This window comes from Mucilaginibacter sp. Mucisp86 (assembly GCF_047324315.1).
Taxonomy (GTDB): domain Bacteria; phylum Bacteroidota; class Bacteroidia; order Sphingobacteriales; family Sphingobacteriaceae; genus Mucilaginibacter.
The window spans coordinates 1,998,266-2,022,046 of sequence record NZ_CP168503.1 but is presented as its reverse complement, the minus strand read 5'-3'; the positions used below and the strand labels follow the sequence as shown (position 1 = coordinate 2,022,046).

19 protein-coding genes are annotated in these 23,781 nt (G+C 43.3%); 6 read left to right on the top strand and 13 right to left on the bottom strand.

What is annotated here, in order from left to right:
* Positions 1–199: 199 nt before the first annotated feature.
* The 10 genes from ACEN9X_RS08400 to ACEN9X_RS08355 form a co-directional block, all read right to left on the bottom strand.
* Positions 200–1,768: a M28 family peptidase gene (locus ACEN9X_RS08400; protein ID WP_413669942.1), complete on the bottom strand. Its 1,569-nt coding sequence runs from the start codon at positions 1,766–1,768 to the stop codon at positions 200–202.
* A 109-nt stretch (positions 1,769–1,877) separates the two neighbouring features.
* Positions 1,878–2,315, bottom strand: coding sequence for a ribose 5-phosphate isomerase B (gene rpiB, locus ACEN9X_RS08395; RefSeq protein ID WP_413669941.1), 438 nt, complete (start codon positions 2,313–2,315; stop codon positions 1,878–1,880).
* A 168-nt stretch (positions 2,316–2,483) separates the two neighbouring features.
* Positions 2,484–3,350 carry a twin-arginine translocase subunit TatC gene (gene tatC, locus ACEN9X_RS08390; protein WP_413669940.1) on the bottom strand — a complete coding sequence of 289 codons (867 nt, stop codon included), beginning with the start codon at positions 3,348–3,350 and terminating at the stop codon, positions 2,484–2,486.
* 67 nt (positions 3,351–3,417) lie between these two features.
* Positions 3,418–4,752: an acetyl-CoA carboxylase biotin carboxylase subunit gene (gene accC, locus ACEN9X_RS08385; RefSeq protein WP_413669939.1), complete on the bottom strand. Its 1,335-nt coding sequence runs from the start codon at positions 4,750–4,752 to the stop codon at positions 3,418–3,420.
* Between the two features lie 117 nt (positions 4,753–4,869).
* Positions 4,870–5,343, bottom strand: a complete 474-nt coding sequence (gene accB, locus ACEN9X_RS08380; RefSeq protein WP_413669938.1) for an acetyl-CoA carboxylase biotin carboxyl carrier protein — start codon at positions 5,341–5,343, stop codon at positions 4,870–4,872.
* Positions 5,344–5,588: 245 nt separating this feature from the next.
* Positions 5,589–6,578 carry a beta-ketoacyl-ACP synthase III gene (locus ACEN9X_RS08375; protein ID WP_413669937.1) on the bottom strand — a complete coding sequence of 330 codons (990 nt, stop codon included), beginning with the start codon at positions 6,576–6,578 and terminating at the stop codon, positions 5,589–5,591.
* 11 nt (positions 6,579–6,589) lie between these two features.
* Positions 6,590–7,528, bottom strand: coding sequence for a phosphate acyltransferase PlsX (plsX, locus tag ACEN9X_RS08370; protein ID WP_413669936.1), 939 nt, complete (start codon positions 7,526–7,528; stop codon positions 6,590–6,592).
* A gap of 16 nt (positions 7,529–7,544) precedes the next feature.
* Entirely contained in the window at positions 7,545–7,736 is a 192-nt protein-coding gene (rpmF, locus tag ACEN9X_RS08365) for a 50S ribosomal protein L32 (RefSeq protein ID WP_090534782.1), read from the bottom strand.
* Between the two features lie 15 nt (positions 7,737–7,751).
* Entirely contained in the window at positions 7,752–8,273 is a 522-nt protein-coding gene (locus tag ACEN9X_RS08360) for a YceD family protein (RefSeq protein WP_413669935.1), read from the bottom strand.
* 161 nt (positions 8,274–8,434) lie between these two features.
* Positions 8,435–10,084 carry a S8 family serine peptidase gene (locus tag ACEN9X_RS08355; RefSeq protein WP_413669934.1) on the bottom strand — a complete coding sequence of 550 codons (1,650 nt, stop codon included), beginning with the start codon at positions 10,082–10,084 and terminating at the stop codon, positions 8,435–8,437.
* Positions 10,085–10,287: 203 nt separating this feature from the next.
* Here ACEN9X_RS08355 and ACEN9X_RS08350 point away from each other — a divergent pair, with 203 nt between their 5' ends.
* A complete protein-coding gene (locus tag ACEN9X_RS08350; protein WP_413669933.1) occupies positions 10,288–10,413 on the top strand; it encodes a hypothetical protein in 126 nt (41 codons plus the stop codon).
* Between the two features lie 124 nt (positions 10,414–10,537).
* Here ACEN9X_RS08350 and ACEN9X_RS08345 read toward each other — a convergent pair whose 3' ends face one another.
* Positions 10,538–12,079, bottom strand: coding sequence for an aldehyde dehydrogenase family protein (locus ACEN9X_RS08345; protein ID WP_413669932.1), 1,542 nt, complete (start codon positions 12,077–12,079; stop codon positions 10,538–10,540).
* Positions 12,080–12,318: 239 nt separating this feature from the next.
* Here ACEN9X_RS08345 and ACEN9X_RS08340 point away from each other — a divergent pair, with 239 nt between their 5' ends.
* The 4 genes from ACEN9X_RS08340 to ACEN9X_RS08325 all read left to right on the top strand — a co-directional run bounded on the left by ACEN9X_RS08340 (position 12,319) and on the right by ACEN9X_RS08325 (position 19,644).
* Positions 12,319–13,722 (top strand): tetratricopeptide repeat protein, encoded by a 1,404-nt coding sequence (locus ACEN9X_RS08340; protein ID WP_110586176.1) that lies wholly within the window; start codon positions 12,319–12,321, stop codon positions 13,720–13,722.
* Positions 13,723–13,974: 252 nt separating this feature from the next.
* Positions 13,975–14,736: a phosphosulfolactate synthase gene (locus ACEN9X_RS08335; RefSeq protein WP_413669931.1), complete on the top strand. Its 762-nt coding sequence runs from the start codon at positions 13,975–13,977 to the stop codon at positions 14,734–14,736.
* Between the two features lie 597 nt (positions 14,737–15,333).
* A complete protein-coding gene (locus tag ACEN9X_RS08330; protein WP_413669930.1) occupies positions 15,334–18,672 on the top strand; it encodes a vitamin B12-dependent ribonucleotide reductase in 3,339 nt (1,112 codons plus the stop codon).
* Positions 18,673–18,852: 180 nt separating this feature from the next.
* A complete protein-coding gene (locus tag ACEN9X_RS08325; RefSeq protein WP_413669929.1) occupies positions 18,853–19,644 on the top strand; it encodes a hypothetical protein in 792 nt (263 codons plus the stop codon).
* A 159-nt stretch (positions 19,645–19,803) separates the two neighbouring features.
* Here the strand turns inward: ACEN9X_RS08325 and ACEN9X_RS08320 are convergent, their stop codons facing one another.
* Positions 19,804–21,369: a glycoside hydrolase family 10 protein gene (locus ACEN9X_RS08320; protein ID WP_413669928.1), complete on the bottom strand. Its 1,566-nt coding sequence runs from the start codon at positions 21,367–21,369 to the stop codon at positions 19,804–19,806.
* A 334-nt stretch (positions 21,370–21,703) separates the two neighbouring features.
* Here ACEN9X_RS08320 and ACEN9X_RS08315 point away from each other — a divergent pair, with 334 nt between their 5' ends.
* Positions 21,704–22,621: a hypothetical protein gene (locus tag ACEN9X_RS08315; RefSeq protein WP_413669927.1), complete on the top strand. Its 918-nt coding sequence runs from the start codon at positions 21,704–21,706 to the stop codon at positions 22,619–22,621.
* Between the two features lie 335 nt (positions 22,622–22,956).
* On the opposite strand, the gene ACEN9X_RS08310 is transcribed toward ACEN9X_RS08315, so the two are convergent.
* Complete coding sequence (locus ACEN9X_RS08310) at positions 22,957–23,757, bottom strand: hypothetical protein (protein WP_413669926.1); 801 nt, start codon at positions 23,755–23,757, stop codon at positions 22,957–22,959.
* Positions 23,758–23,781: the final 24 nt, after the last annotated feature.

The following is a 23,781-nucleotide window of genomic DNA, read 5'->3' as shown; positions in this document are numbered from 1 at the left end:
AAATAGTTGAAGCTTTCAGCTTCAGTAGTTAAGCTTTCCACTTCTGTGGTTAAGTTGAAAACTTAACACATACATCCCACGGGTTACGCTGCGCTAAACCTGCGGTAGTCAGGATTTATAAAACACAAAAAGGCGCACATTGTGCACCTTTTTGTGTTTTATTTTTAGTAGGGGAACCATTCTCCTAATCGAGCATTCACTATTTCCCTTCTCCAGCAACTGCATCCACTACGGGGCGTTTATCGCGATTGGCAAGTTCCCAGCCGGTATAAAATACCAGTTGAGCACGTTTGGCCAGTAATGGGAAGTTGATTTTGCTTACCTCGTCGCCTGGCTGGTGATAATCGGCGTGCACACCGTTAAAGTAGAAGATAATTGGTACGCCGTGCTTTGCGAAATTGTAGTGATCGCTGCGATAGTAAAACCTGTTAGGATCATTTGGATCATCATACTTATAATCAAGTTTTAATTTGGTGTAAGTATTGTTGGCATTTTCACCAATTTCATGAAGCTCTTTGCTCAGCATAGCCGAACCGATTGGGTATACATAGTTTGCAGAATCGGGTTTGCCAATATACTCTTCACCTACACGACCAATCATGTCAATATTTAAATCGGTAATGGTATTAGCCAATGGAAATACAGGATGATCTGAATAATACTCAGAGCCTAACAAACCTTTTTCTTCGCCAACGTTACCTAAAAACAGGATACTGCGACGCGGGCCATGACCGTCTTTTTTAGCTTTAGAAAAAGCGCGGGCAATTTCAAGAATGCCGGTAGTCCCCGAGCCATCATCATCGGCGCCATTGTTTACTTTATCCTTAGCTTTTTCATCTGGGTTTAAACCGATGTGGTCATAGTGTGCCGAAAATACCAGTACTTCATCTTTTAAATCAGTACCGGGCATGTAGCCTAATACGTCAACTGCTTTTACATCACTTTTTGTAGTAGCGTAGTTGATAACCACATTGTTTTTAATAGCTGTTGCCGGGGTAACCGCTGCTGCCGAAGCTGACTTAAGATCGGCATAGGTTTTTCCTGTTGGCTTTACCAGTGCATCGGCCAATGTTGCAGTGATGTTAAATACAGGTGCATTGGTATTTGCCGGTTTTGCTGCGTCATCCTTAATAGTTAACCGCGGACTGGTTACACTTTTGCCAAAACGGGCCAGTGCGGCTGCAATACCCGGGTTAGCAGCCAATATAATTGCCGGATTTTTGCTTTGCAGGTTTTTAACAACTTTCATACGCGCATTGCTCATGCGGTAGCTGGTATTTGGTGTCGTACCTGCTTCGGGCTTGTCTTCGTTGATCCAAAGTACAATTTTACCGGTTAAATCGGCGTTGCCAATTTCGGCATCGGTACCGTAGCCAACAAAAACGATATCATTTACAGATGTGCTTTTATCCGGAAATGAACCACCTAAATAAAAATCGGTACCATACTCAAATGATTTGCCGTTAACGGTGAAAGCCGTTACTTTCAAAGCATTTTCGGTAAGGGGTACGTCAAAAAAGTATGAACCGTTAACAGGAGCCTGAAGCCCCAATTTTTTAAACTCGCCGGCTATATAGTTAGCGGCTTTTTCGGCACCTGGCTTACCTGTTTCGCGGCCTTCAAAGGCATCCGAAGCCAGTATGCTCAGGTGCTTTTTCGCGTCTTCAGCAGTAATCAGCCCGGCATATTTCATTGCCGTAGCGTTTTGCTGGGCACAAGCCGTAGTTGCCGAGGCCAGCGCGATAAGCAATAATGGTAATTTATTCATTCTTTTAGTTAATAGTTCGATGTTAGTTAATGGATCATAGTTAATAGATCATAGCCATCAGCCGGAACAAATCCGACTAATCTCTGATCTCTAACCTCCAATCTCCGGCTTAAACACAGGCTATCTTCTCAACACGATTAGCATGCCTGCCGCCTTCAAATTCAGTAGTTAAAAATGTAGTTACAATTGCCTTCGCTTCTTCGGGGGTGACAAAGCGAGCAGGTACGCAAACAATGTTGGCGTTGTTGTGGCTGCGGGCCAGTACCGCAATTTCTTCTTTCCAGCAAATAGCTGCACGAATGTTTTGGTGTTTGTTGGCTGTTATGGCCACACCATTGGCTGCACCGCAGATCAGGATTCCGAGGTCGCATTCGCCGCTTTCAACGGCTTCGGCAACCGGATGCGCAAAATCAGGATAATCAACCGATTCGGATGAATAAGTGCCGAAGTCTTTTACTTCGACTGATGATAAAGCCTCCGTTAAAATTTGTTTGTATTCATACCCGGCGTGATCCGAACCGATAGCGATTTTTAGTCCCTGCTTCATTTAACAAAAGTATAACGTTTTACTACTTTCTAAAGGTAAATAATTTGTTATAAACCAGCCAGTGTGTATTTACCAAAAAAGGGGATTAATCCAATTGAAAATATGAAAATCTCACTTTTTTTGCTTTAACGTACAATAAAGCAAGTTGTCAAAAGGCGAAAACGACAATTATGCTTTATCCAATTCCTGTTCCTTTTTGATCCTGCGTTTTTCAACAAGGCCTGCTACAACTATACTAACCTCATATAGCACAAACAACGGGATACTAACAACCGTCATGGTAAGCATATCGGGCGTAGGGGTAACTACAGCCGCTATGATCAGGATTACCACAATTGCATAGCGGCGGGTTTCCTTCATAAACTTAGGTGTCATAACGCCCAGGTTCGCCAGTATATAAACCAGTATAGGCAGTTGAAAAACCACACCGGTAGCAAGGGTAAGGGTAGCTACAGATGAAATATAAGAGTCAATATCAAATAAGTTTTCAATAGCGGCACTAACGGTATAGCTTGAAAGGAAATTGATTGACATAGGCGTAATCACGAAGTAACCGAACGTGATACCTAAAAAGAAAAGCACACAGGCATAAAATACAAAGCCGGTAGCAGCTTTGCGTTCGGCATCATGCAGGGCGGGCTTAATAAAACGCCAGATCTCCCATATCAGGTAAGGAACGCCGAGTGTAATGCCAATAATCAGCGCAGAGTTGATTTGGAGGGTAAACTGCCCCGCCATTTCGGTGTTAATTAATTTGATATTTACTTTATCAATGCAAAAACCGTCGCGGTGTAAAGCTGCGCCAATTTTGCAAAGCATACGATAGGTCCAGAAGGTTGACTTGCTGGGGCCCATGATAATGGTATCAAAGATCCAGTCGTAGTAATAAAAAACAACAGCGGTAAATACTACAATGGCTACTGAAGCTCTTACGAGGTGCCATCTTAGGGCCTCGAGGTGATCAAAGAAGGACATTTCTGCCTCTAACGTTTTTCCTTTATCCTTTATGGCCTTGATGATCTTGTTCTCGCTCATTGTAATATATACCGCTGTATAAACGCTATCTTGCTAAGTACGTAGTGTTTTATGAAGATAGTTTGAATTATATCTCAAATGTATCCATAAACTTGGTGGTAAAGTTACCAGCGCGGAAGTTTGGATCCTTCAATAATTTTAAGTGGAATGGAATGGTTGTTTTAACGCCTTCTATCACAAATTCGCTCAATGCACGTTCCATAGTACTTAAAGCTTCATCGCGGGTTTGGGCCACGCAAATAACTTTAGCAATCATCGAATCGTAGTTTGGCGGAATTACATAACCTGTATATACGTGCGTATCGATACGTACGCCATGGCCACCTGGTGAGTGGAAGTTGGTTATCTTACCTGGTGACGGACGGAAACCGTTAAACGGATCTTCGGCGTTGATACGGCACTCAATGGCGTGCATTGTTGGCTCGTAGTTTTTACCTGAGATAGGGATGCCTGCAGCAACCTTAATTTGCTCTTTGATCAGGTCAAAGTTAATTACCTCTTCGGTAACCGGGTGTTCAACCTGGATCCGGGTATTCATCTCCATAAAGTAGAAGTTACGGTCTTTGTCAACCAAAAACTCTACTGTACCCGCACCTTCATATGAAACGGCTTTAGCACCTTTAATAGCTGCTTCACCCATTTTTTTACGCAGTTTTTCGGTCATGAAAGGAGAAGGTGACTCTTCAACCAGTTTCTGGTGACGGCGCTGAATAGAGCAGTCGCGCTCAGAAAGGTGACATACTTTACCAAACTGATCGCCTACAACCTGAATTTCGATGTGACGAGGATCCTGAACATATTTTTCAAGGTATAAGCCATCGTTACCGAAAGCTGCACCTGACTCGGCACGGGCCGAATCCCAGGCGTTCTCAAACTCTTCGTCTTTCCAAACAATACGCATACCACGGCCACCGCCGCCGGCGGTAGCTTTCAATATAACAGGGTAGCCAATTTTGTTGGCGATAGCGATACCTGATTTAACATCGGTAAGCAAACCGTCAGAACCTGGCACAATAGGCACGCCCGCTTTTTTCATGGTATCCTTAGCCGAAGCTTTATCACCCATCTGGTTGATCTGTTCGGCAGTTGCACCGATAAATTTGATACCATACTCAGCACAAATAGCCGAGAACTTAGCATTTTCAGACAGGAAGCCATAGCCGGGATGGATCGCATCGGCGTTGGTTAACTCGGCAGCTGAAATGATGTTGGGGATATTTAAATATGAATCGCGGCTTGGTGGCGGACCGATACAAACAGCTTCGTCGGCAAAACGAACGTGAAGGCTGTCGCGATCGGCAGTTGAATATACAGCAACCGTTTTAATACCCATTTCCTTACAGGTACGGATAATACGAAGGGCGATTTCGCCGCGGTTAGCTATTAATATTTTTTTAAACATGATTATAATTTGAAAATTTGAAAATGTGTCAATTTGAAAATGGTATCTTCAAAAATGATTGATTGATTTGAAGACCTGACCATTTTCAAATCTTCAAATCAAGCAATTTTCAAATTATTAAACTGGTTCTACTAAAAACAGTGGTTGATCGTACTCTACAGGTGAGGCATTATCAACAAGGATTTTTACTACACGGCCCGAAACTTCAGATTCAATTTCATTGAACAATTTCATAGCCTCGATGATACATACCACAGTACCTGGTTTTATCTCGTCGCCAACGTTAACAAACATAGGTTTATCCGGGCTTGAAGAGCGGTAAAAAGTACCGATCATAGGCGATTTAACGGTAATGTATTTCGATGTATCAGGAGCGGCCGGTGCAGCAGGTTCAACTGGGGCAGGAGCGGGTGCAGTTGGCAATGCATGGGTAACTGGCTGTGTAACAGCTGGGATTGTAGCATGGACCACTGTAGGCTGTACCTCGTTGGTTTTTATTGTGATCTTAAAATCTTTTTGCTCGATTGATACTTCGTTCACGCCCGATTTGGAAACAAAGCGAATAAGGTCCTGAATTTGTTTAATATCCATGTTGAAGGATTAATTGGTTTTGGACAAAGTTTATATCTAAGTTATACTCAAATGTGCAGATATGCAAATACGCAGATATGCAGATTATTATGTTGATTAATTAGTGAACGGATTACTATAAATAGCCTGTCATTTACATTGTTCATAAGCAGATAACAGGCGCTTTTTACGGATGTTTTAATTTTTTGATATACCAAATGTGCTTTTTATAAAATTTGCACATCCGCACATCTGAAATCTGCACATCAATAAGCCCATTTTAAATATACCGAGCCCCAGGTAAAGCCACCGCCAAAAGCTGCTAAAATAAGGTTATCACCTTTTTTAAATTTGCTTTCCCATTCCCATAAACATAAGGGGATAGTGCCGTTGGTGGTATTGCCGTAACGCTCGATATTGATGATTACCTTTTCGGGGCTGATACCGGTGCGGTTTGCTGTGGCATCGATAATGCGCTTGTTGGCCTGGTGTGGTACCAACCAGGCAATATCATCGCCCTTAAGGTTGTTGCGCTCCATAACTTCATGGGCAACATCAGCCATGTTGGTTACCGCAAATTTAAACACTGCCTGCCCTTCCTGGTAAGCATAATGTTCTTTGGCATCAACAGTTTCGTGGCTTGCCGGTTTCAATGAACCGCCGGCTTTAAGGTTTAAATACTGCGCACCTGCACCGTCACTTTTCAAGATCGAATCGATAACACCGTTACCTTCTTCATTTGGTTCAAGCAACACGGCACCGCAGCCATCGCCAAAAATGATACAGGTAGCACGGTCTTCGTAATTAACAATAGCCGACATTTTATCGCCGCCTACTACCAATACTTTTTTGTGTTTACCGCTTTCAATAAATTGGGCGCCTGATGTTAAGCCGTACAGGAAACCTGAACAGGCTGCCTGTAAATCAAATCCCCATGCATTTTTAGCGCCAATTTTGGCGCCTAAAATGTTGGCCGCAGCCGGGAAGATCATATCGGGGGTGGTAGTGCAAAAGATGATAAGGTCGATCTCATCGGCACTGATACCGCGTTTTTTTAGTAACCCGGTAACGGCATGAACCGCCATATCAGATGTAGCAAGGCCTTCGCCTTTTAATATTCGTCGCTCTTTGATACCTGTACGGCTGGTTATCCACTCGTCATTTGTATCAACCATTGTTTCCAGCTCCTGGTTGGTTAATACATAGTCGGGGACGTAACCATGTACAGCGGTAATAGCGGCATGAACTTTACTCATCTTTTATAAAATTACTGGAATGCTTGTTTTATTTTATCAACGAGGTTACTCTCTACCATGTTCCGTGATAAAAGGACCATGTTTTTTATTGCCTCGGGGCTCGAGATGCCGTGACCAACAACAACGGGGGCATTTACACCCAAAATCGGGCTACCTCCGTATTGTTCATAATTAAACCTGTCAAAAAACTCGTCCTTCAGCTGTTTCTTCCTTGTTATAACGTAAAACGATTCGGCCAGCTTTAATATTATATTGCCGGTAAAACCGTCGCATACGTACACGTCGGCGCTTTCGCTGAAAAGGTCGCGTCCTTCAACATTGCCAACAAAGTTAAACAACGTTGTTGCTTTCATTAATGGGTAGGTAGCCTGGCTAAGGATGTTACCCTTTTCCTCTTCTTCGCCAATGTTCATAAGGGCAACCCGTGGGTTGTTGATATCATAAACTGTCTGGGCAAATAAGCTGCCGAGCACACCGAACTGAACAAGCACATCGGGTTTGCAATCGGCATTAGCACCTACATCCAACAAAATACCCAAACCTCCTTTAAGTTTGGGTACAATAGTAGTCATAGCCGGGCGTACAACACCCGGAATAGTTTTTACGCTGAACATGGCGCCAACAAGCATAGCGCCGGTATTGCCAGCCGATGAGAAAGCCTGAATTTCGCCAGCTTTAAGCAGTTGAAAACCAACTGATATGCTCGAATCAGGTTTCTGAACAATAGCTTTGGTAGGGTGCTCGCCCATGCCAATAACCTCGGTTGTATGTACAAACTCGAAGTTATCAGGGCTTACACCATTTTCCTGAAGAATACTTACTGTAACTTCCTTATCGCCAATAAGTACCAGTTTCTGGTCGGCAGATAAAGTTTTATAAGCTTCGATAGCTCCTAAAACAGCTGCTTTGGGAGCGTAATCACCGCCCATAATATCTAAGCCAATCTTCATTTTCAGAAAATTAAACTTATGCTACTGCTGCTTTCTCAATAAGAACTTTACCGTTGTAGTAAACGTTACCATCAACAGTATATGCACGGTGCGGCAAATGCACAGCGCCTGTAGTTTGGCAGGTAGTTAAAGTTGGAGCTTCCGCTTTGTAATGGGTTCTGCGTTTATCTCTCCTTGATTTTGAAAATTTCCGCTTTGGATGTGGCATAATATCCTAAATTAATTATTTATTCATGTTTTTGAGCGCATCCCACCGTGGGTCTGTTTGCTCACTTTGTTCACCATTTGCCGATAAACTGTTTAGTTTATCAAGCATTTCTTTATCGCAGGTTGAGGTATTACCCTCGCCGCAAATTGATATAAACGGCACTGCAACATTAATGTATTCGTATATCAACCCGGCAACATCGATCTCATGATCATTTTTGCCAAGTGTTATAATTTCTTCATCCTCATCAACCGGCTCATCGCTAAATTTAGCTATCTGCTGCTCGGTAATGTCAACTTGTATTGGTAATACCTGCAGGCACCTGTCGCAGGTGGTTTCAATTGTACCATCTATCTTAAAATTAAGGATGAGCATAGTTTCCTGCTTATCCAGTTCAATTTCACAGTGCAGGGTTGCTTTTTTAACGAGTGAATATTCAAACTCGTCAAAAAAATCATCCTGTATGTCATACTCAAACAGGTGTTTCCCCAGTTTAAGCCCCGTAAAGGGAATCGAATATTTCTTAAGCGATTTCAATGAGCAACAATTAGCCCGCAAATGTAGGGAAAAATACCATAACTGGAAAGTGTTTTTTTATTTTGCCCTTTTGGAAAGGTGAAAGGCAAAGGGCGAAAGGTAAAAGGTTGTATAACAGTGATTTTTGGATAAAATAAAAATCACTGTTATGTTGCTAAAAATCAGTTTGCTAAGCTTTCGCCCTTCATTTTTGAAGCCAGTTGCAAAGCTTTGTATGCATTTACTATACCGCCTGTTTTTGAAAGTGTTGTAAAATCAACCTTTTCGGTTTTGCTGCCCGGTTTTAATACCATGGTGCCCGTAAGTGGTGTAGCCGAACCTAAAATGGCTTCTTTTACCTGTTTAGCGCTCAGGGTTGGATAATATTCTAAGATCAGAGCGGCTATGCCTGCCGTTATCGGCGATGAAAAGCTGGTGCCGTCTTCGGTGTCAACTTCGGCATCCGTAGTGATAGAAGTTACTTTAACCCCCGGTGCAAAAATATCCACACTTTTTTTACCATAATTTGAAAAATCGCCGGCAAGGTTTTGCCCCAGTTTAGGGCCGGAAGCACCTACGCTGATCACATTGTCTGCATCGGTTGATGAGCCATCTAAAAAAGTATCATTCGGAAATTCGGGTTGGGTATCCATATCCTGGTTGTCATTACCGGCAGCCATCACCAATAAAACATTTTTTGATGCAGCATATTTAAAGGCCGCGTCAACCCACTCCTTGTGCGGCGAGATCTTTTTGCCGAAGCTCATATTAACCACCCTGGCGCCATTATCAACCGCGTAACGAATTGCGTTGGCTACATCTTTATCATATTCATCGCCATTAGGTACGGCTTTAATGATCATTAGCTTAACATTATCGGCCACGCCGTTAATGCCATAGTTGTTATTACGCACAGCACCGATCAGCCCGGCTACCCCTGTTCCGTGCGCGGCATCCGCAAATTTTACAAGATTATTGCCATAAGGTTTGCCATCCATCGTATCCGGATCATCACCTACAATTCGTTTACGCGAAGTAAGATCAGGTGAGATATCATTGTTAAGTTTTGCCAGGTATTCGCTCAAATCTTTAATGATCTTGGCGTTGGTAGAACCCGCGCCTTCCTGTGAAAATACCGACTCCCAAACATATTTACTTTGACTTAAGGTATCGTTAGTGGCCTTAACTTTAATAAGATCGGCTTGAGTAAACGTGCCGTTGGCAGGTAGGTTGAGACCGCGTTTTATATATCCGCTGGTAACCATCAGCGCATTCATGACCGGCGAAAGCTGGCCAATTTCGGTATTAGCTTTGTTTACTGTTGAATCATAAACTGTTTTTACGCGCAGCCAGTAAGCGTATTCTTTTTTATCAGTCGCTGTAGAATCGGTGGCTGAAGCATACTTGCCTTTTAGTTTGTTATATTCACGCACTTCCTCTGTGGTTTCGGTAAAGTCGGCCTTACCGCCGGGGCCGCCTAAAAAGTTCCAGCCATGGATATCATCAATATAACCGTTATGGTCATCATCAATGCCGTTCCCGGGAATTTCTTTTTTATTTACCCACAACACTGTTTTCAGGTCCGTTTGCGAGGTATCGGCACCGCTGTCAATAGTAGCAACTACAACCGGCTTACTTTTTTTGCCTTGCACAAACATGTAAGCCTGCTTTAAGCTGATACCGTAAAAGCCGCTCTCTTTTAAATCGAGCAGGTGCCAGGCTTTTGGCGGGGCGGGGTCGGCAACCGGCGCCTGCTGTGCCGATGCCGGTAAATTAACTAATAGTGCTGCTGATAAAGTGGTTGCGCCTACGTACTTACAAAATTTGAACATGAACAGTGTATAATATGATATATAGAATTCTTTAGAAGCTTGTTATAAAAGCGTCATTGCGAGGTACGAAGCAATCCCCAATTCACAAAGCAGATGTGCATATTTTGAGATTACTTTTTGTACCTTATATGTTTGATTCCTTTTTAACTATTTGATTAAATCTTTTTTTAACGGCTTCTTAAGATATAAGTTTCCTTTATTTTATGTATTTTCTCTTGTCGGGAGCTATTATGATTGACCCAACTATTTGGGCGTTGCCTCCGGCCGGGCTATTCGCTCATACGCCTGCAGGCCTTAAGCTCGTGGCCGGTATCCGCTACTATCCCTAACGCATTGTCTAAACCTGGATTTGGGCGGATTACGGGGAGGACAGGATTTTTTCTTGTACTACTTATAAAATGGGACTAGCAAATCCCATCAATCCTAAAAATCCCCAAAATCCCGGTTCAGAAATTACAGATCAAACTTTATCCCCTGGGCTAATGGCAACGTTTTTGAATAGTTTATAGTATTGGTTTGCCGCCTCATATAAACTTTCCATGCGTCAGAGCCTGACTCCCTGCCGCCGCCGGTTTCTTTTTCACCGCCGAATGCGCCGCCTATCTCCGCACCCGATGTACCGATGTTAACATTGGCAATTCCGCAATCAGAACCAGCGTACGATAAAAATTGTTCTGCCTCGCGCAAATTATTGGTCATGATGGCCGATGATAAACCCTGCGGAACGCTGTTTTGCAGTTCAATGGCTTCATCAATAGTACTGTATTTGATGAGGTAAAGGATAGGTGCGAAAGTTTCATGTTGCACTATTTTAAAGTGATTTTCGACCTCGGCAATACATGGTTTTACATAACAGCCGGATTCATAGCCCGCACCTTCCAACTTGCCGCCCTCAACCACAAAATTGCCCCCTTCGGCCTTGCATTTCCCGATAGAATCAAGATAAAGGGCAACAGCATCGGTATCAATCAGCGGGCCCATGTGGTTGTGCTCATCCAATGGGTTTCCAATCCTGATCTGCTTGTACGCATTAACCAGTTTTTGCTTAAAGGCTTCGTAAACACTTTCGTGAATAATGAGCCTGCGGGTACTGGTGCAACGCTGCCCGGCTGTACCCACTGCGCCAAACACCGCGCCGATGAGCGACATGTCCAGATCAGCATTTTCGCTGATGATGATGGCATTGTTACCGCCAAGCTCTAACAAACTTTTGCCCAGCCTTGCACCAACCGCCGCGCTCACCGCCTTGCCCATGCGGGTTGAGCCGGTGGCTGATACTAACGGAACCCGTGTATCGGCAGCCATCAATTCGCCAATATTACGTTCGCCAATTACCAGGCATGACACACCTTCTTCAATATTATTCTTTTTAAAAACTTCCTGCGCTATATGCTGGCAGGCAATAGCGGTTAAAGGCGTTTTTTCGGATGGTTTCCAGATACAAACATCTCCGCAAACCCATGCCAGTAACGAGTTCCAGCTCCAAACTGCCACAGGGAAGTTAAAGGCTGAAATGATACCAACTATGCCCAGCGGGTGATATTGCTCATACATGCGATGCTCCGGCCTTTCGCTGTGCATGGTTAAACCATACAACTGACGACTTAAGCCAACGGCAAAATCAGCAATATCTATCATTTCCTGTACTTCGCCCAAACCTTCCTGCAGGCTTTTGCCCATTTCGTATGATACCAAAGTTCCCAGATCTTGCTTGGCAGCGCGTAAAGCTTCTCCAATCTGGCGTACTATTTCGCCGCGTTTAGGGGCGGGGGTTTTACGCCAGGTTTTAAATGCTTTGGCAGCTTGTTCAACAACCTGGTTATAATCGGCTTCGGTTGCCATACGTACCGAAGCTATCTTTTTACCGTCGACCGGCGAGGTTATATCTTTTACTGCGGCACCGGCGTTGCTGCCCCAGTTGCCGCCTGTACTAAAGGCATCATTAATATCGTTTATATGTAAACGTTTTAGGATATCTGAAATATTAGGTTCCATAATTGTTACTTTTGCCAAAGGTAGAAATCTTTAAGGCAATTTTTCAGTATCACTCATCCGTTGCCTGTTGTATTCATTGTCATTAATTATCAATGCTTTGTATTGAACAGTTGTTAACAATGTTTGAATGTTGAAAACTAAATTGCATTTTGGTTGCTTACTTGTTGTAATTTGAGTCTCAATAAGTCTTTACAAGGCAATTTGTCAACCTAAAGCGGATGTTCTGCAAACAAAATTGAATGGAAGAAGAATTTGAATTTGGTTTTACCGAAGACCCAAAATTCTCGGTAGAACGGTACGAGGAAATGATCAGAAATCAGGACTTGTACTTTTTTGATGCCCAGGCGTTTGAGAACATTATCGACTACTACATCGAAAAAAATGATCCGGCCAGGGCATTACAGGTAGCAGAGTACGCGCGGAGCCAGCACCCTTTTGCGGCAATTTTCCTGATCAAACAGGCCCAACTGCTTGTGGTAAGCAACAAAGTTCCGGAGGCTTTTGCCGCACTGGATAAAGCTGCTATGCTTGAAGCATCTGACGCGGATATTTATATCATCCGTGGTAACCTGTACGAAAGCCTGGAGCGTTATTCCGAAGCGTTGGAGAACTACGAAAAGGCCCTTGACCTTGCCGAAGAAACCGATGAGATCCTGTTGCACATTGCCTACGTTTACCAAAACATGGGCGATTATGATACTGCCATAACTTATCTTAAGCTCTGTCTTAAGCAAAATATGGAAAACCAGGATGCCCTTTACGAACTGGCTTTTTGCTACGACGTAATGGACAACCAGCAGGAAAGCGTGCAATTTTATCAGCAATATATTGATAACGAGCCATACAGCTACGCGGCATGGTATAATTTAGGCAATGCCTATACCAAGCTAAGCCTGTTCGAAAAAGCTATCGACGCTTATGATTACGCTATATTAATTAAGGATAGCTTTGCATCGGCCTATTTCAACAAAGGCAATGCACTGGTTAACCTTGAAAAATATGCTGAAGCTATAGAAGTATACCGCCACACCTTTGAGTATGAGCAACCTAATGCCGATACGTATTGCGCCATTGGTGAATGCTATGAAAAGCTGGAACAGATGGACGACGCGCGCGCCTTCTACAAAAAATCGGTTAAGATGGATCCGAAACTGGCCGATGCCTGGTTTGGGATTGGTGTTACCCTTGATTTTGAAGAACGTTATTTTGAAGCTCTCCACTTTTACAAAAAAGCGCTCGACCTGGATATAGCCAATGCCGATTACTGGTTTGCCATAGCCGATGCCGAGTATAAGCTTGGCCATTTAGACGAAGCAGAAAAGGCTTACGAAAAAGTAGTGGAACTGAATCCGCTGGATATTGATGCATGGCTTGATTATTCATCGATACTTTACGAGCAGCAAAAGCTTAATGAAGCTATTGAAATTATTGCCCAGGCCATCAAAAACAATCCCGAAGCGGCTGAACTATACTATCGTATGGTGGCCTACCTGTTTGCAAAAGGCGAATACAACGAAGCCCTTAACAACCTCGAATATGCCTTGGCTGCCGACCCGGAAAAACATTATATCCTGTTCGATTACCTGCCGCAATTGCAAAAGAATAAGGTGATTGTGGATATCATTAACAGGTATACCAAGTAGATGTACAGATTTTAGATGTGCAGATATGCAAATGAAAAAGCAGATGGCTTGATGATTAAATCAGGTTCATCTGCTTTTTTTGTTTTATGTTACTAAATATGCTTTTGTAATCTTCAATCTGCACATCTGAAATCTGCAAATTCGCACATCAATTTTAAGATCATTTAACATTTGAAATTTGCACATCTGCATATTTGTTGCGACCTTTGTCTCGTTAGAACTTTTAGTTATAGGCTATAACAAATACTTACAATGAACTACACTATCAATCATCTTCCCGACCGTACAGCTAAACCACGTGATAAAGGCATTACTATGGTTATGGATAAAGGGCTTAGTTTGCGACAAGTGGAAGATTTTATTGAGGTGGGAGGCACATATACTGATATTGTAAAGCTGGGATGGGCTACATCATATGTTACGCCTAACCTCGAGGAAAAGCTAAAGCTATACCGTGAAGCCGGAATCCCGGTTTATTTTGGCGGAACGCTATTTGAAGCCTTTATTGTACGGAACCAGTTTGATGATTACCGTCGCTTACTGGATAAATATCAGCTGGAACATTGCGAAGTATCTGACGGATCAATCACTATTGAGCATGATGTAAAATGCAAATACATCAGCGAACTGGCTAAGCAGGTAACTGTAATATCTGAAGTAGGCTCAAAAGATGTACAAAAGATTTTCGCACCATATAAATGGATCAAACTCATGAGTGCCGAAATTCAGGCTGGTTCATGGAAAGTTATTGCTGAGGCGCGCGAAAGCGGTAACGTGGGGATCTATCGTGATTCGGGCGAGGTTCGCCAGGGGTTGGTTGATGAGATCCTGACCCAGATACCAGAAGAATCTATTATTTGGGAAGCGCCTCAAAAAGCGCAGCAGGTTTGGTTTATTAAATTGATAGGGGCGAATGTGAGCCTGGGCAATATCGCTCCAACGGATATTATACCGCTTGAAACCTTAAGGTTGGGTATCCGCAGCGATACATTCGACCATTTTTTAGAGATGTAATTGTTGACTGATCTTAATATAACAATTAACCCAGCCTCCGGAGCAATCCGGAGGCTTTTTGTTTGTGTCTTGTCCTATTATATGTTTACATTTTTAGCGCAAGTCTTGTGTTTGGGACGATGAGCGTGGCTGACTTGTGCTTTCCTTGCTAAATCCTATTATACGTTTACAAGGGCCCTAAAGGCACAAGTCATCCCCACACGGGCGATCACACAAGACTTGCGCCAGCTGGGGGGACTTGTGCTTTTCTTGCTAAATCCTGTTATACGTTTACAAGGGCTCCTAAAGGCACAAGTCATCCCCACACGGGCGACCACACAAGACTTGCGCCAGCTGGGGGCCTATTATTGTAAAGCCTTTACATAACTAACACTTCCCCTCCTGAAAAAATATGAAATTTATAATTATTAACATTGTAAAAATCTAAAAATCAAGCTGTTTAATTCACGTAATCCTCATCCTGCGCAATTGCTGTCAATCCTGTGGAAAACTCCGGCTATTATGCTATTCAGCATACTAATAGATTTGAGTTAAAACCCCTGAACCTTTTTAGTGTTGCATCTACTCAGTTAATTTTATCATAATTTACGCAAGGCTATGGCTAAAAACATTACCAGTAAATCGCCCGCAGCAGGCGGTGGAAAGGGACTCAAAACAGAACGCTATTTTAGCAAAGAAGGTACCAGCGTTTACGACCTGTTTAAATATGAAAAAAGATCGTCGGTTATCCGCAACCCATCTGGCGATGCTGTATTTGAAATGAACGATGTTGAAGTGCCGGCTGGCTGGTCGCAGGTGGCTACCGATATCCTGGCTCAAAAATATTTCCGTAAGGCAGGGGTGCCACAGCCCGATGGCACAACCGGATCGGAAAAAAGCATTAAACAGGTTGCCCACCGTATGGCCAATTGCTGGAAAGATTGGGGCATGCGTTACGGTTACTTCGCTACACCAAAAGACGCCGATATATTTTATGACGAAATTGTTTACACCATAGTGGGGCAATTGGCAGCACCAAATTCGCCGCAATGGTTTAATACCGGTTTGCATACTTCATACGGTATCACAGGCAAGCCGCAGGGGCATTATTTTGTGGATCCGGTAACAGAACAGCTTAGCAAATCAACCTCGGCCTACGAGCGCCCGCAGCCCCATGCCTGCTTTATCCTTTCTGTTGATGATGACCTGGTGAATGAGGGTGGTATTATGGACCTATGGGTACGTGAGGCGCGCATTTTTAAATATGGATCGGGTGTGGGTACAAACTTCTCTAAGATCCGGGGCGATAATGAAAAACTATCGGGAGGTGGTTATTCGTCGGGGCTGATGTCGTTCCTGAAAATTGGCGACAGGGCAGCCGGTGCCATCAAATCGGGTGGTACAACCCGGCGGGCGGCCAAAATGGTTTGCCTTGATCTTGATCACCCCGAAATTGAAAGCTTTGTTAACTGGAAAGTGGAAGAGGAAAAAAAGGTAGCAGCTCTGATAGCTGCCGGTTATTCTTCGGATTATGAGGGCGAAGCCTATCGTACAGTATCAGGCCAAAACTCCAATAATTCGGTACGTATTCCCAATAGTTTCTTCAATGCACTTAAAACAGGTTCAAGCTGGAACCTGACCAGTAGGATGAGTGGCAAGGCAGTTAAATCCATATCTGCGCAAAAGCTATGGGATGATATTTCATTTGCAGCCTGGGCCTGTGCCGATCCCGGTGTTCAGTTTGATAGTACCATTAACGAGTGGCATACCTGCCCCGAAGGCGGCAGGATCAATGCATCCAATCCATGTTCAGAGTATATGTTTTTGGATAATACAGCCTGTAACCTGGCATCCATAAACTTGGCTCATTTCTTTGATCCGCAAACCCGGGTGTTTGATGTAAAAGGTTTTGAGCACGCCTGCCGCATATGGACTGTTGTACTGGAGATTTCGGTATTGATGGCACAGTTCCCTTCAAAAGAAGTTGCTCAATTATCATATGATTACCGTACACTTGGTTTGGGTTATGCCAACCTTGGTTCGGCACTGATGGTAAACGGTATTCCTTATGACAGTGACGAGGCCCGCGCTATTGGCGGAGCGATTACTGCTATCATGACTGGTACAGCCTACGCCACCTCGGCCGAAATGGCTCGCGAACTGGGTACTTTCAGCCGTTATAATGATAACAAAGCACACATGATGCGGGTAATGCGCAACCATCGCTACGCGGCCTATAACTCTACCGAAAATTATGAGGGCCTGGAAATTGCCCCCCCGGGTATCGACCAAAAGATCTGTCCTGATTATTTGCTTTCGGCAGCCTGCAATGCCTGGGATAGAGCCGTTGAAATGGGTGAAAAATATGGTTACCGGAATGCCCAAACTACCGTTATAGCTCCAACCGGAACAATTGGTCTGGTAATGGATTGCGACACCACTGGCATCGAACCTGATTTTGCTTTAGTGAAATTCAAGAAGCTGTCTGGCGGAGGTTATTTCAAGATCATTAACCAGGCCGTACCCGAGGCTCTGCGTAATTTAGGTTACCGGGAACATGAAGTTATAGCTATTGTAAATTACGCCAAAGGCGCTGCGACTTTAGAAGGCGCACCACATATCAACATTGATACGCTTAAAGCTAAGGGTTTTACCGACGATGAGTTGGAAAAACTGGACAAGGCAATGGTATCAGCATTTGAAATAAGTTTTGCGTTCAACATCTGGACATTGGGCGAAGATTGTCTGAAACGCCTTGGCATGAATGCCGAGCAATACAATGCGCCAGATTTTAATTTATTGAAAGCAATCGGTTTTAATAAAAAACAGATTGCCGAAGCTAACGAATATATCTGCGGTACCATGACCATTGAAGGCGCGCCGTATCTTAAACAGCAACATTATCCTATTTTTGATTGCGCTAATAAATGCGGAGCCCAGGGCGAGCGCTATATCCACGCTCATGGTCATATCAAAATGATGGCCGCCGCACAACCCTTCCTTTCGGGCGCTATATCAAAAACCATCAACTTGCCAAACGAGGCCAAGGTTGAGGAGATTAAAGATTGCTATGAGCTTTCATGGCAGTTGGGCTTAAAGGCCAACGCGCTTTACCGCGATGGCTGTAAACTGTCGCAACCGCTTTCAACCAAATCGGATGTTAAAGAAGAAGCCGATGATAAACTGGACACTGTTGAAGAAGTATTAGGTGAAGCTGCCAATGTAAAACTGGCAGACTTAACCCCTGAGCAGGTTATTGAAGCCGCCATGGCCATCATGGAAAAATCAAAGGACACCGCTTTCATGCGCCAGCTATCACGTGTGGTTGAAAAGAAAAATCTGCCATATAAACGTCGTGGTTTTACGCAAAAAGCCAATATTGGTGGCCAAAATGTATTTGTACGTACCGGCGAATATGAGGACGGCACCCTGGGCGAAATTTTTGTGGATATGCACAAAGAGGGAGCTACTTTCCGCTCACTCATGAACTGTTTTGCTATAGCCGTTTCGGTAGGTTTGCAATATGGCGTGCCGCTTGAAGAGTATGTAGAGAAATTTACTTTTACCCGCTTTGAGCCGGCAGGTATGGTAATCGGTCACCCGAACATTAAGAGCGCTACTTCTATTATCGATTACATTTTCAGGATGTTGGGTTACGAATACCAGGACCGTACCGATCTTGTACACGTTATTACCGACAAGAACGGTGTGTTGGGCAACCCGCAAATGGGCGATGAGGATTTTAATACTGATGAAACTAATGTTTACCAGCCATCTACCCATAATCAGGTATCTTCAGATAATTCTTCAAATGGTCAAAGAAAAGGCTTATCTTTCGACGTTAGTATGGGCGTACAAAGCGATGCGCCAAGTTGCAACGTTTGCGGGCATACCACCGTACGTTCCGGCACCTGCTACAAATGTTTAAATTGCGGCAACTCTATGGGGTGCTCTTAATAAATATGGATTTTTTAATCAATTATAAATAGTTAATTATGTGACAGCCCTGCCTCTCCGGCGGGGCTTGTTTGTTAAGAAAGGTCAAGGTATTTATAACAACTGTCATAGCAACTTAAGCAAATCAAAAAACTCCGCCTTTAGCGGGGTGGGGGGCTAATTATTTATAACTTAGCTTTTATGAACTCTATCCTACACATATTAAATGGCGATGCTGCGTTAGATGGTTTTGATCAAACCGGGCTTGATGGTGATGTTATGGTTTGGCGGGAAGTTTTTTCTGAGGGGCCGCTTCAGGAAAATATCCTTTCGGGCAGTTTTTGGAGTGCCCGCCGTGACTGGATCGAAAAGACATTTAACGCGCCGGAGGGCGATTACCAGCATAAAGTGTTGGACGAGCTCGGTAAATTGAACAGCCAGTACAAAGAGATTAATCTGTGGTTTGAGTTCGACTTGCATTGCCAGGTAAACCTGTTGGGAGTATTGGAGATGTTATCGCTAAAAACCGATATGTCGGCCCCGGCTATTTACCTCATTTGTTTGGCAGATTGTGTTCAGTTTGATAATAAGAAAGGATTAGGAGAGTTGACCGGCGAGCAATTTGAAGAGCTGTACGACGCCCGCGAACGGCTGAACGAGTGGGAGCTTGGCTTGGCCTTTGATGCCTGGAGATTGTACGTAAATAATGATCTGGCGGGATTAGAAAAATGGCTCAATGAAAACACTTTTTGGGGTGGTGTTCCGCTGCTTAAACCGGCATTAAAAGCGCACCTGAAACGGATGCAAAACAATGCAGATGGATTAACTTATATTGAGCAAAAACTATTGGATATCTACAAGAGCGGCGCAAAAACCAAAATCGAAATTTACCATGCCTTCTGGAAATCTGAAAGCATTTTTGGTATGGGCGATTTGGAGATTGATATCTACCTGGATAAATTGAAAGAAAAGGGTTTGATAGAGAAGATTTAAACATTGTGTCATTTCGACTGAGCAGGAAGGGGCAAAGCATTGGGGCGAAAGAGAAATCTTATGCGCCTGGTTGGGCGGTTAGCATGATCGCAAAGCATGATGTATAAGATTTCTCACTCGTTCCTCGTTTCGAAATGACAACGGATCTTATTAGATACCTTACGGCACCGTAACCGCAATCGTAGGTGATCGTTCGCTTTCATTTTTCATCCTATCCAGTGCCGTGACCACATAAAAATAGGTTTTGCCTTTTACGACGGTATTATCATCATACCCGAGTGTTGGATCATATTTGATCTTAAGGATATTTTTAGGATTGTCGATATTTATCTTTTCGCCATCATTAAAACGGTAGATCACATAGCCGTAAATAGGCTCTTCGTCTTTAGCTAAAGTTGGCGTAAGCCATCTTACCGCTACACTTCTTCCTGCAACTTTGGCCGTAACCTGTTGTGGAGCATTAGGCGGTATCGAATCGCGCCAAAGCATTACCGGTGGCAGGGCCGGGTATTGGTAATAATTATCACGCAGCGAATCGGTAAAGCCAAGCGGATTGCTGGTAAGTGAGTTAGAACTAAAATAAACACTACCCTGTACCCGGGGGTTATCGCGGATAAGTTCTATTTGTTGCGGCAACTGTGCCGGGTTTCTGAAAGCCTGAACCTTGCGTTCGTTAATACGATAAGCTGCCTGGCCTACGTACAGGTGCCTGCCATACGTGTTATCGCTCCACCAGCTTAAGAGTTTCTGAAAATCGGCGGCGCGGTTGCCTATCTGCCAGTAAAGCTGCGGGTTAATATAATCTATCCAGCCTTCCTTTACCCACTTGCGGGTATCGGCATAGTTTTCATAATAGGAAGAGCCACCGTTGGTTTCTGAGCCCTCATCGTTTTGTGCCTTATTGGCCCAGATGCCAAACGGACTAATGCCGAATTTGATATTAGGATCATGCGCATGAACGCTATCGGCAATCATATGTATCAGCAAATCCACATTGTGACGACGCCAGTCTTTGATATTGTCGTAGCCTTCGCCATATTTTTTAAACGTTTCTTCGTCGTTGATTTTTTGGCCGGCAATAGGGTACGGATAAAAATAATCGTCCATGTGTACGCCATCGATATCATAGTTATCCACCACATCCAGTATCACTTGTACAATATAATCCCGTACCTCGGGCAGGCCGGGATTAAAGGTTTTTATCCCGCCATAAGTAAAAAACCACTCTGGTTTTATCTTGGTAATATGTTGTGGACTAAGCGCTGCAAAGTTGCCGTCAAACGTAGCACGGTAGGGATTGAACCAGGCATGCAGCTCCATTCCGCGTTTATGTGCTTCGGTGATAGCAAACTCAAGCGGATCATAATTGGGGCTTGGGGCTTGTCCTTGCTTGCCTGTTAAATATTTTGACCATGGTTCCCGGCTTTTGGCATAAAATGCATCGGCAGCAGGCCTTACCTGCAACATAACTGCATTAATACCTGTTTCCTGGTGCGAGTTCAGTATATCAATCAGTTCCTGTTTTTGTTTTTCGGATGGCGATTTGGAATTGGTTGGCCAGTCGATATTAACTACGGTAGCTATCCATACCCCTCTGAATTCGCGTTTGGGCTGCATTTTTACATCAACCGGCGCCGGAACAAGCTCAGCCGGCTGCGCATTAACTGTTAAACTTGTAAACAGAATTATGATCAGAGGAAGTACAAACCGTTGGTATATATGCATTAAATAATATTAAGTTAGAAAGCTGCAAAGATATAAACTCATAACGTAGCAGGTTTATTATGAAGTATAAAAATTGAAGCCTTATTGTGTTTTAAACATTTTGTATTTATTTTAGCCCCACGCCTAACACAATTGATGTAATAAATTTTTTTAATCATATTTTTAGTGTTTTAACGTTCAATATGTTAACCATTAAAAATAAACAGCCTGTATATGCTTGCAGGATAGCGAATTACATTAATTAACAGTTGATATTTCGCCAAAAACAAACACTATAGCTAAGCTTTTGTTATACCACTTGCTTAACTATGCTAAAACTTAACATTTAATTGCTATGGAAAACCAATCTGGGCAACAACAACCTAAGAAAAACTCAAACGTCATTTATTTTCTTATTGTAGTAGTGCTTGCTTTATTGGGTACCGATGTGTACCTGTACCTGCAAAAAAACAACTCTGATAAAAAAATAGTTTACCAGCATGATGAGCAAACAAGACTGCAAACCGAGCTTGACAGTCTTGAATCGCAGGTTGAACAGGTCACTGCAGGCAAAGCCAAAATGACCGCGGCACTAACCGCAAAAAACGACTCGTTAAAGTCGACCATCAAAATTTTAAGGGCCAAACTGGCTAAAGGTAAACTTACCGCGCAGGAACTTGCCAAAGTACAGGAAGATGTAAAACAACTCCGCTACTTTGTAACCAAGTACACTGCCGATATTGATGAGTTGAAGAAACAAAACACCAACCTTACCAATGAACGGGATACTTTGAAAACCAACCTGGCAACGGTTGCCAAAAAGGTGGATACGCTCTCCAAACAAAACGAAGACCTTGGGGCTAAGGTTAAGGTAGCCCAGGCACTTAAGCTGGCGACATCAGATGTGGTAGCCTATAAAATAAGAGGAAGCGGAAAAGAAGTTGATGTTACCCGTGCAAATCCGGCTAAAAAGCTAAAAATCAACTTCACCGTGGCCAGCAATACTTTGGCTACAAAAGCCATGCATGATATTTATGTGCGTGTGATTGACCCAACAGGTAACCTCATCACCGCACCTGATTCAGGTACTTTCAGCGCCGACGGCCAGGATCTGCAATACACCTACAAAACATCAATTGATTTTAAAGACGATGGTTCACAATACACTATCGACTGGATCAACCCAACCCTGCCATTCCAAAAAGGTACTTATACTATTATGCTTTATGCTGATGGCGGTACTATGGGTAAAACAGGTATTACCCTTAAATAATTATCGATACTAATTTTTTTGAATTAGGACGAATTACACGAATAAAAGGAAGAGGCCCGGTTTGCGTAGCAAACCGGGCCTCTTTGTATTTGATATCTCAAAAGAACGTTATTGCAATTATTGTGCAGTTATCCATTATTTCCAATTCGTGTAATTCGTCCTAATTCGAAAAAATTAGTGTAAATTATTACATTTTCATCAGAACCGGGCTTATCCTTAAATACACATACACTTCAACTCCAAATTGTGTGCTGTCATAAATGATGTTGGGCAAAAGCCCTACCCTATATCACAGATATGATGAACAAAAAATATGATTTCATAGCAGAGTAGGGTTACAGATTAAAAAAGTTGTACTCCAGCCTGATGAGGTACATGTTTTTGGTGTTCCGCTGCATATCATTATAGATAGGCGTACGGTACGAGAAATCCAACCGACAGGTACTGTTAAAAATCAATTGCAGGGCAGGGGCAACATCCAAATAACTTTCGCCATGCCCCGGATTTGTTTTGCCCAGCAGTTCACAATACAAGTTTAAGTTTACCTGCTTGTAGTCGCGATAATTGCGCGGCAACAGTAAATATCCGCCTGATAGGGTATAGGCAGCGGCATTGCGCACCCTATCTACCGGCACTTCATAATCTCCGCTGTTATTAAAAGCCCGCAAATAGCTTGCCGAACCAGACAATGCCAGCTTATGCAGCAATTGAGTGAAAACCACGCCTCCCTGAACTCCGCTGTTATCACCTTCTAAAGTGATCTCCCGGTTAACTATTGGGTTGCTGATGCTTGACAGCTTGGCAAAAAATGCGCCCCTGAAATGTTGCTGAACGGTATCAATAGATAGAAAACGGTATTTGGCATACACGCTTCCCCCTTCAAAATGCTGGTTGTTGCTGTAATAATCAGACATGTAAACCGAGCCATGAACCATCAGGTGACGATTAACGCCATACATTGCTTCAATAGTACTACGGTTTTTATACGATGGTTTGAAGTACCCCTGGTTTTCAAGACGGATGCCTAACGAGCCGGTTGCCATATTGCTGGCAGGCTCTGTATTTACATACAGTTCCTGTGCAAATAATGGGCAAGGCATTGCCATAAGGCAAATAGCCAATATGATCTTCTTCATAAAAATTGATGTTAAATGAAGAAC

Excerpts from the sequence above, each read along its gene's own strand:
- ACEN9X_RS08400 (WP_413669942.1), bottom strand. The coding sequence starts at position 1,768 with ATGAATAAATTACCATTATTGCTTATCGCGCTGGCCTCGGCAACTACG.
- rpiB (WP_413669941.1), bottom strand. The coding sequence starts at position 2,315 with ATGAAGCAGGGACTAAAAATCGCTATCGGTTCGGATCACGCCGGGTAT.
- tatC (WP_413669940.1), bottom strand. The coding sequence starts at position 3,350 with ATGAGCGAGAACAAGATCATCAAGGCCATAAAGGATAAAGGAAAAACG.
- accC (WP_413669939.1), bottom strand. The coding sequence starts at position 4,752 with ATGTTTAAAAAAATATTAATAGCTAACCGCGGCGAAATCGCCCTTCGT.
- accB (WP_413669938.1), bottom strand. The coding sequence starts at position 5,343 with ATGGATATTAAACAAATTCAGGACCTTATTCGCTTTGTTTCCAAATCG.
- ACEN9X_RS08375 (WP_413669937.1), bottom strand. The coding sequence starts at position 6,578 with ATGAGTAAAGTTCATGCCGCTATTACCGCTGTACATGGTTACGTCCCC.
- plsX (WP_413669936.1), bottom strand. The coding sequence starts at position 7,528 with ATGAAGATTGGCTTAGATATTATGGGCGGTGATTACGCTCCCAAAGCA.
- rpmF (WP_090534782.1), bottom strand. The coding sequence starts at position 7,736 with ATGCCACATCCAAAGCGGAAATTTTCAAAATCAAGGAGAGATAAACGC.
- ACEN9X_RS08355 (WP_413669934.1), bottom strand. The coding sequence starts at position 10,084 with ATGTTCAAATTTTGTAAGTACGTAGGCGCAACCACTTTATCAGCAGCA.
- ACEN9X_RS08350 (WP_413669933.1), top strand. The coding sequence starts at position 10,288 with ATGTATTTTCTCTTGTCGGGAGCTATTATGATTGACCCAACTATTTGG.
- ACEN9X_RS08345 (WP_413669932.1), bottom strand. The coding sequence starts at position 12,079 with ATGGAACCTAATATTTCAGATATCCTAAAACGTTTACATATAAACGAT.
- ACEN9X_RS08340 (WP_110586176.1), top strand. The coding sequence starts at position 12,319 with ATGGAAGAAGAATTTGAATTTGGTTTTACCGAAGACCCAAAATTCTCG.
- ACEN9X_RS08335 (WP_413669931.1), top strand. The coding sequence starts at position 13,975 with ATGAACTACACTATCAATCATCTTCCCGACCGTACAGCTAAACCACGT.
- ACEN9X_RS08330 (WP_413669930.1), top strand. The coding sequence starts at position 15,334 with ATGGCTAAAAACATTACCAGTAAATCGCCCGCAGCAGGCGGTGGAAAG.
- ACEN9X_RS08325 (WP_413669929.1), top strand. The coding sequence starts at position 18,853 with ATGAACTCTATCCTACACATATTAAATGGCGATGCTGCGTTAGATGGT.
- ACEN9X_RS08320 (WP_413669928.1), bottom strand. The coding sequence starts at position 21,369 with ATGCATATATACCAACGGTTTGTACTTCCTCTGATCATAATTCTGTTT.
- ACEN9X_RS08315 (WP_413669927.1), top strand. The coding sequence starts at position 21,704 with ATGGAAAACCAATCTGGGCAACAACAACCTAAGAAAAACTCAAACGTC.
- ACEN9X_RS08310 (WP_413669926.1), bottom strand. The coding sequence starts at position 23,757 with ATGAAGAAGATCATATTGGCTATTTGCCTTATGGCAATGCCTTGCCCA.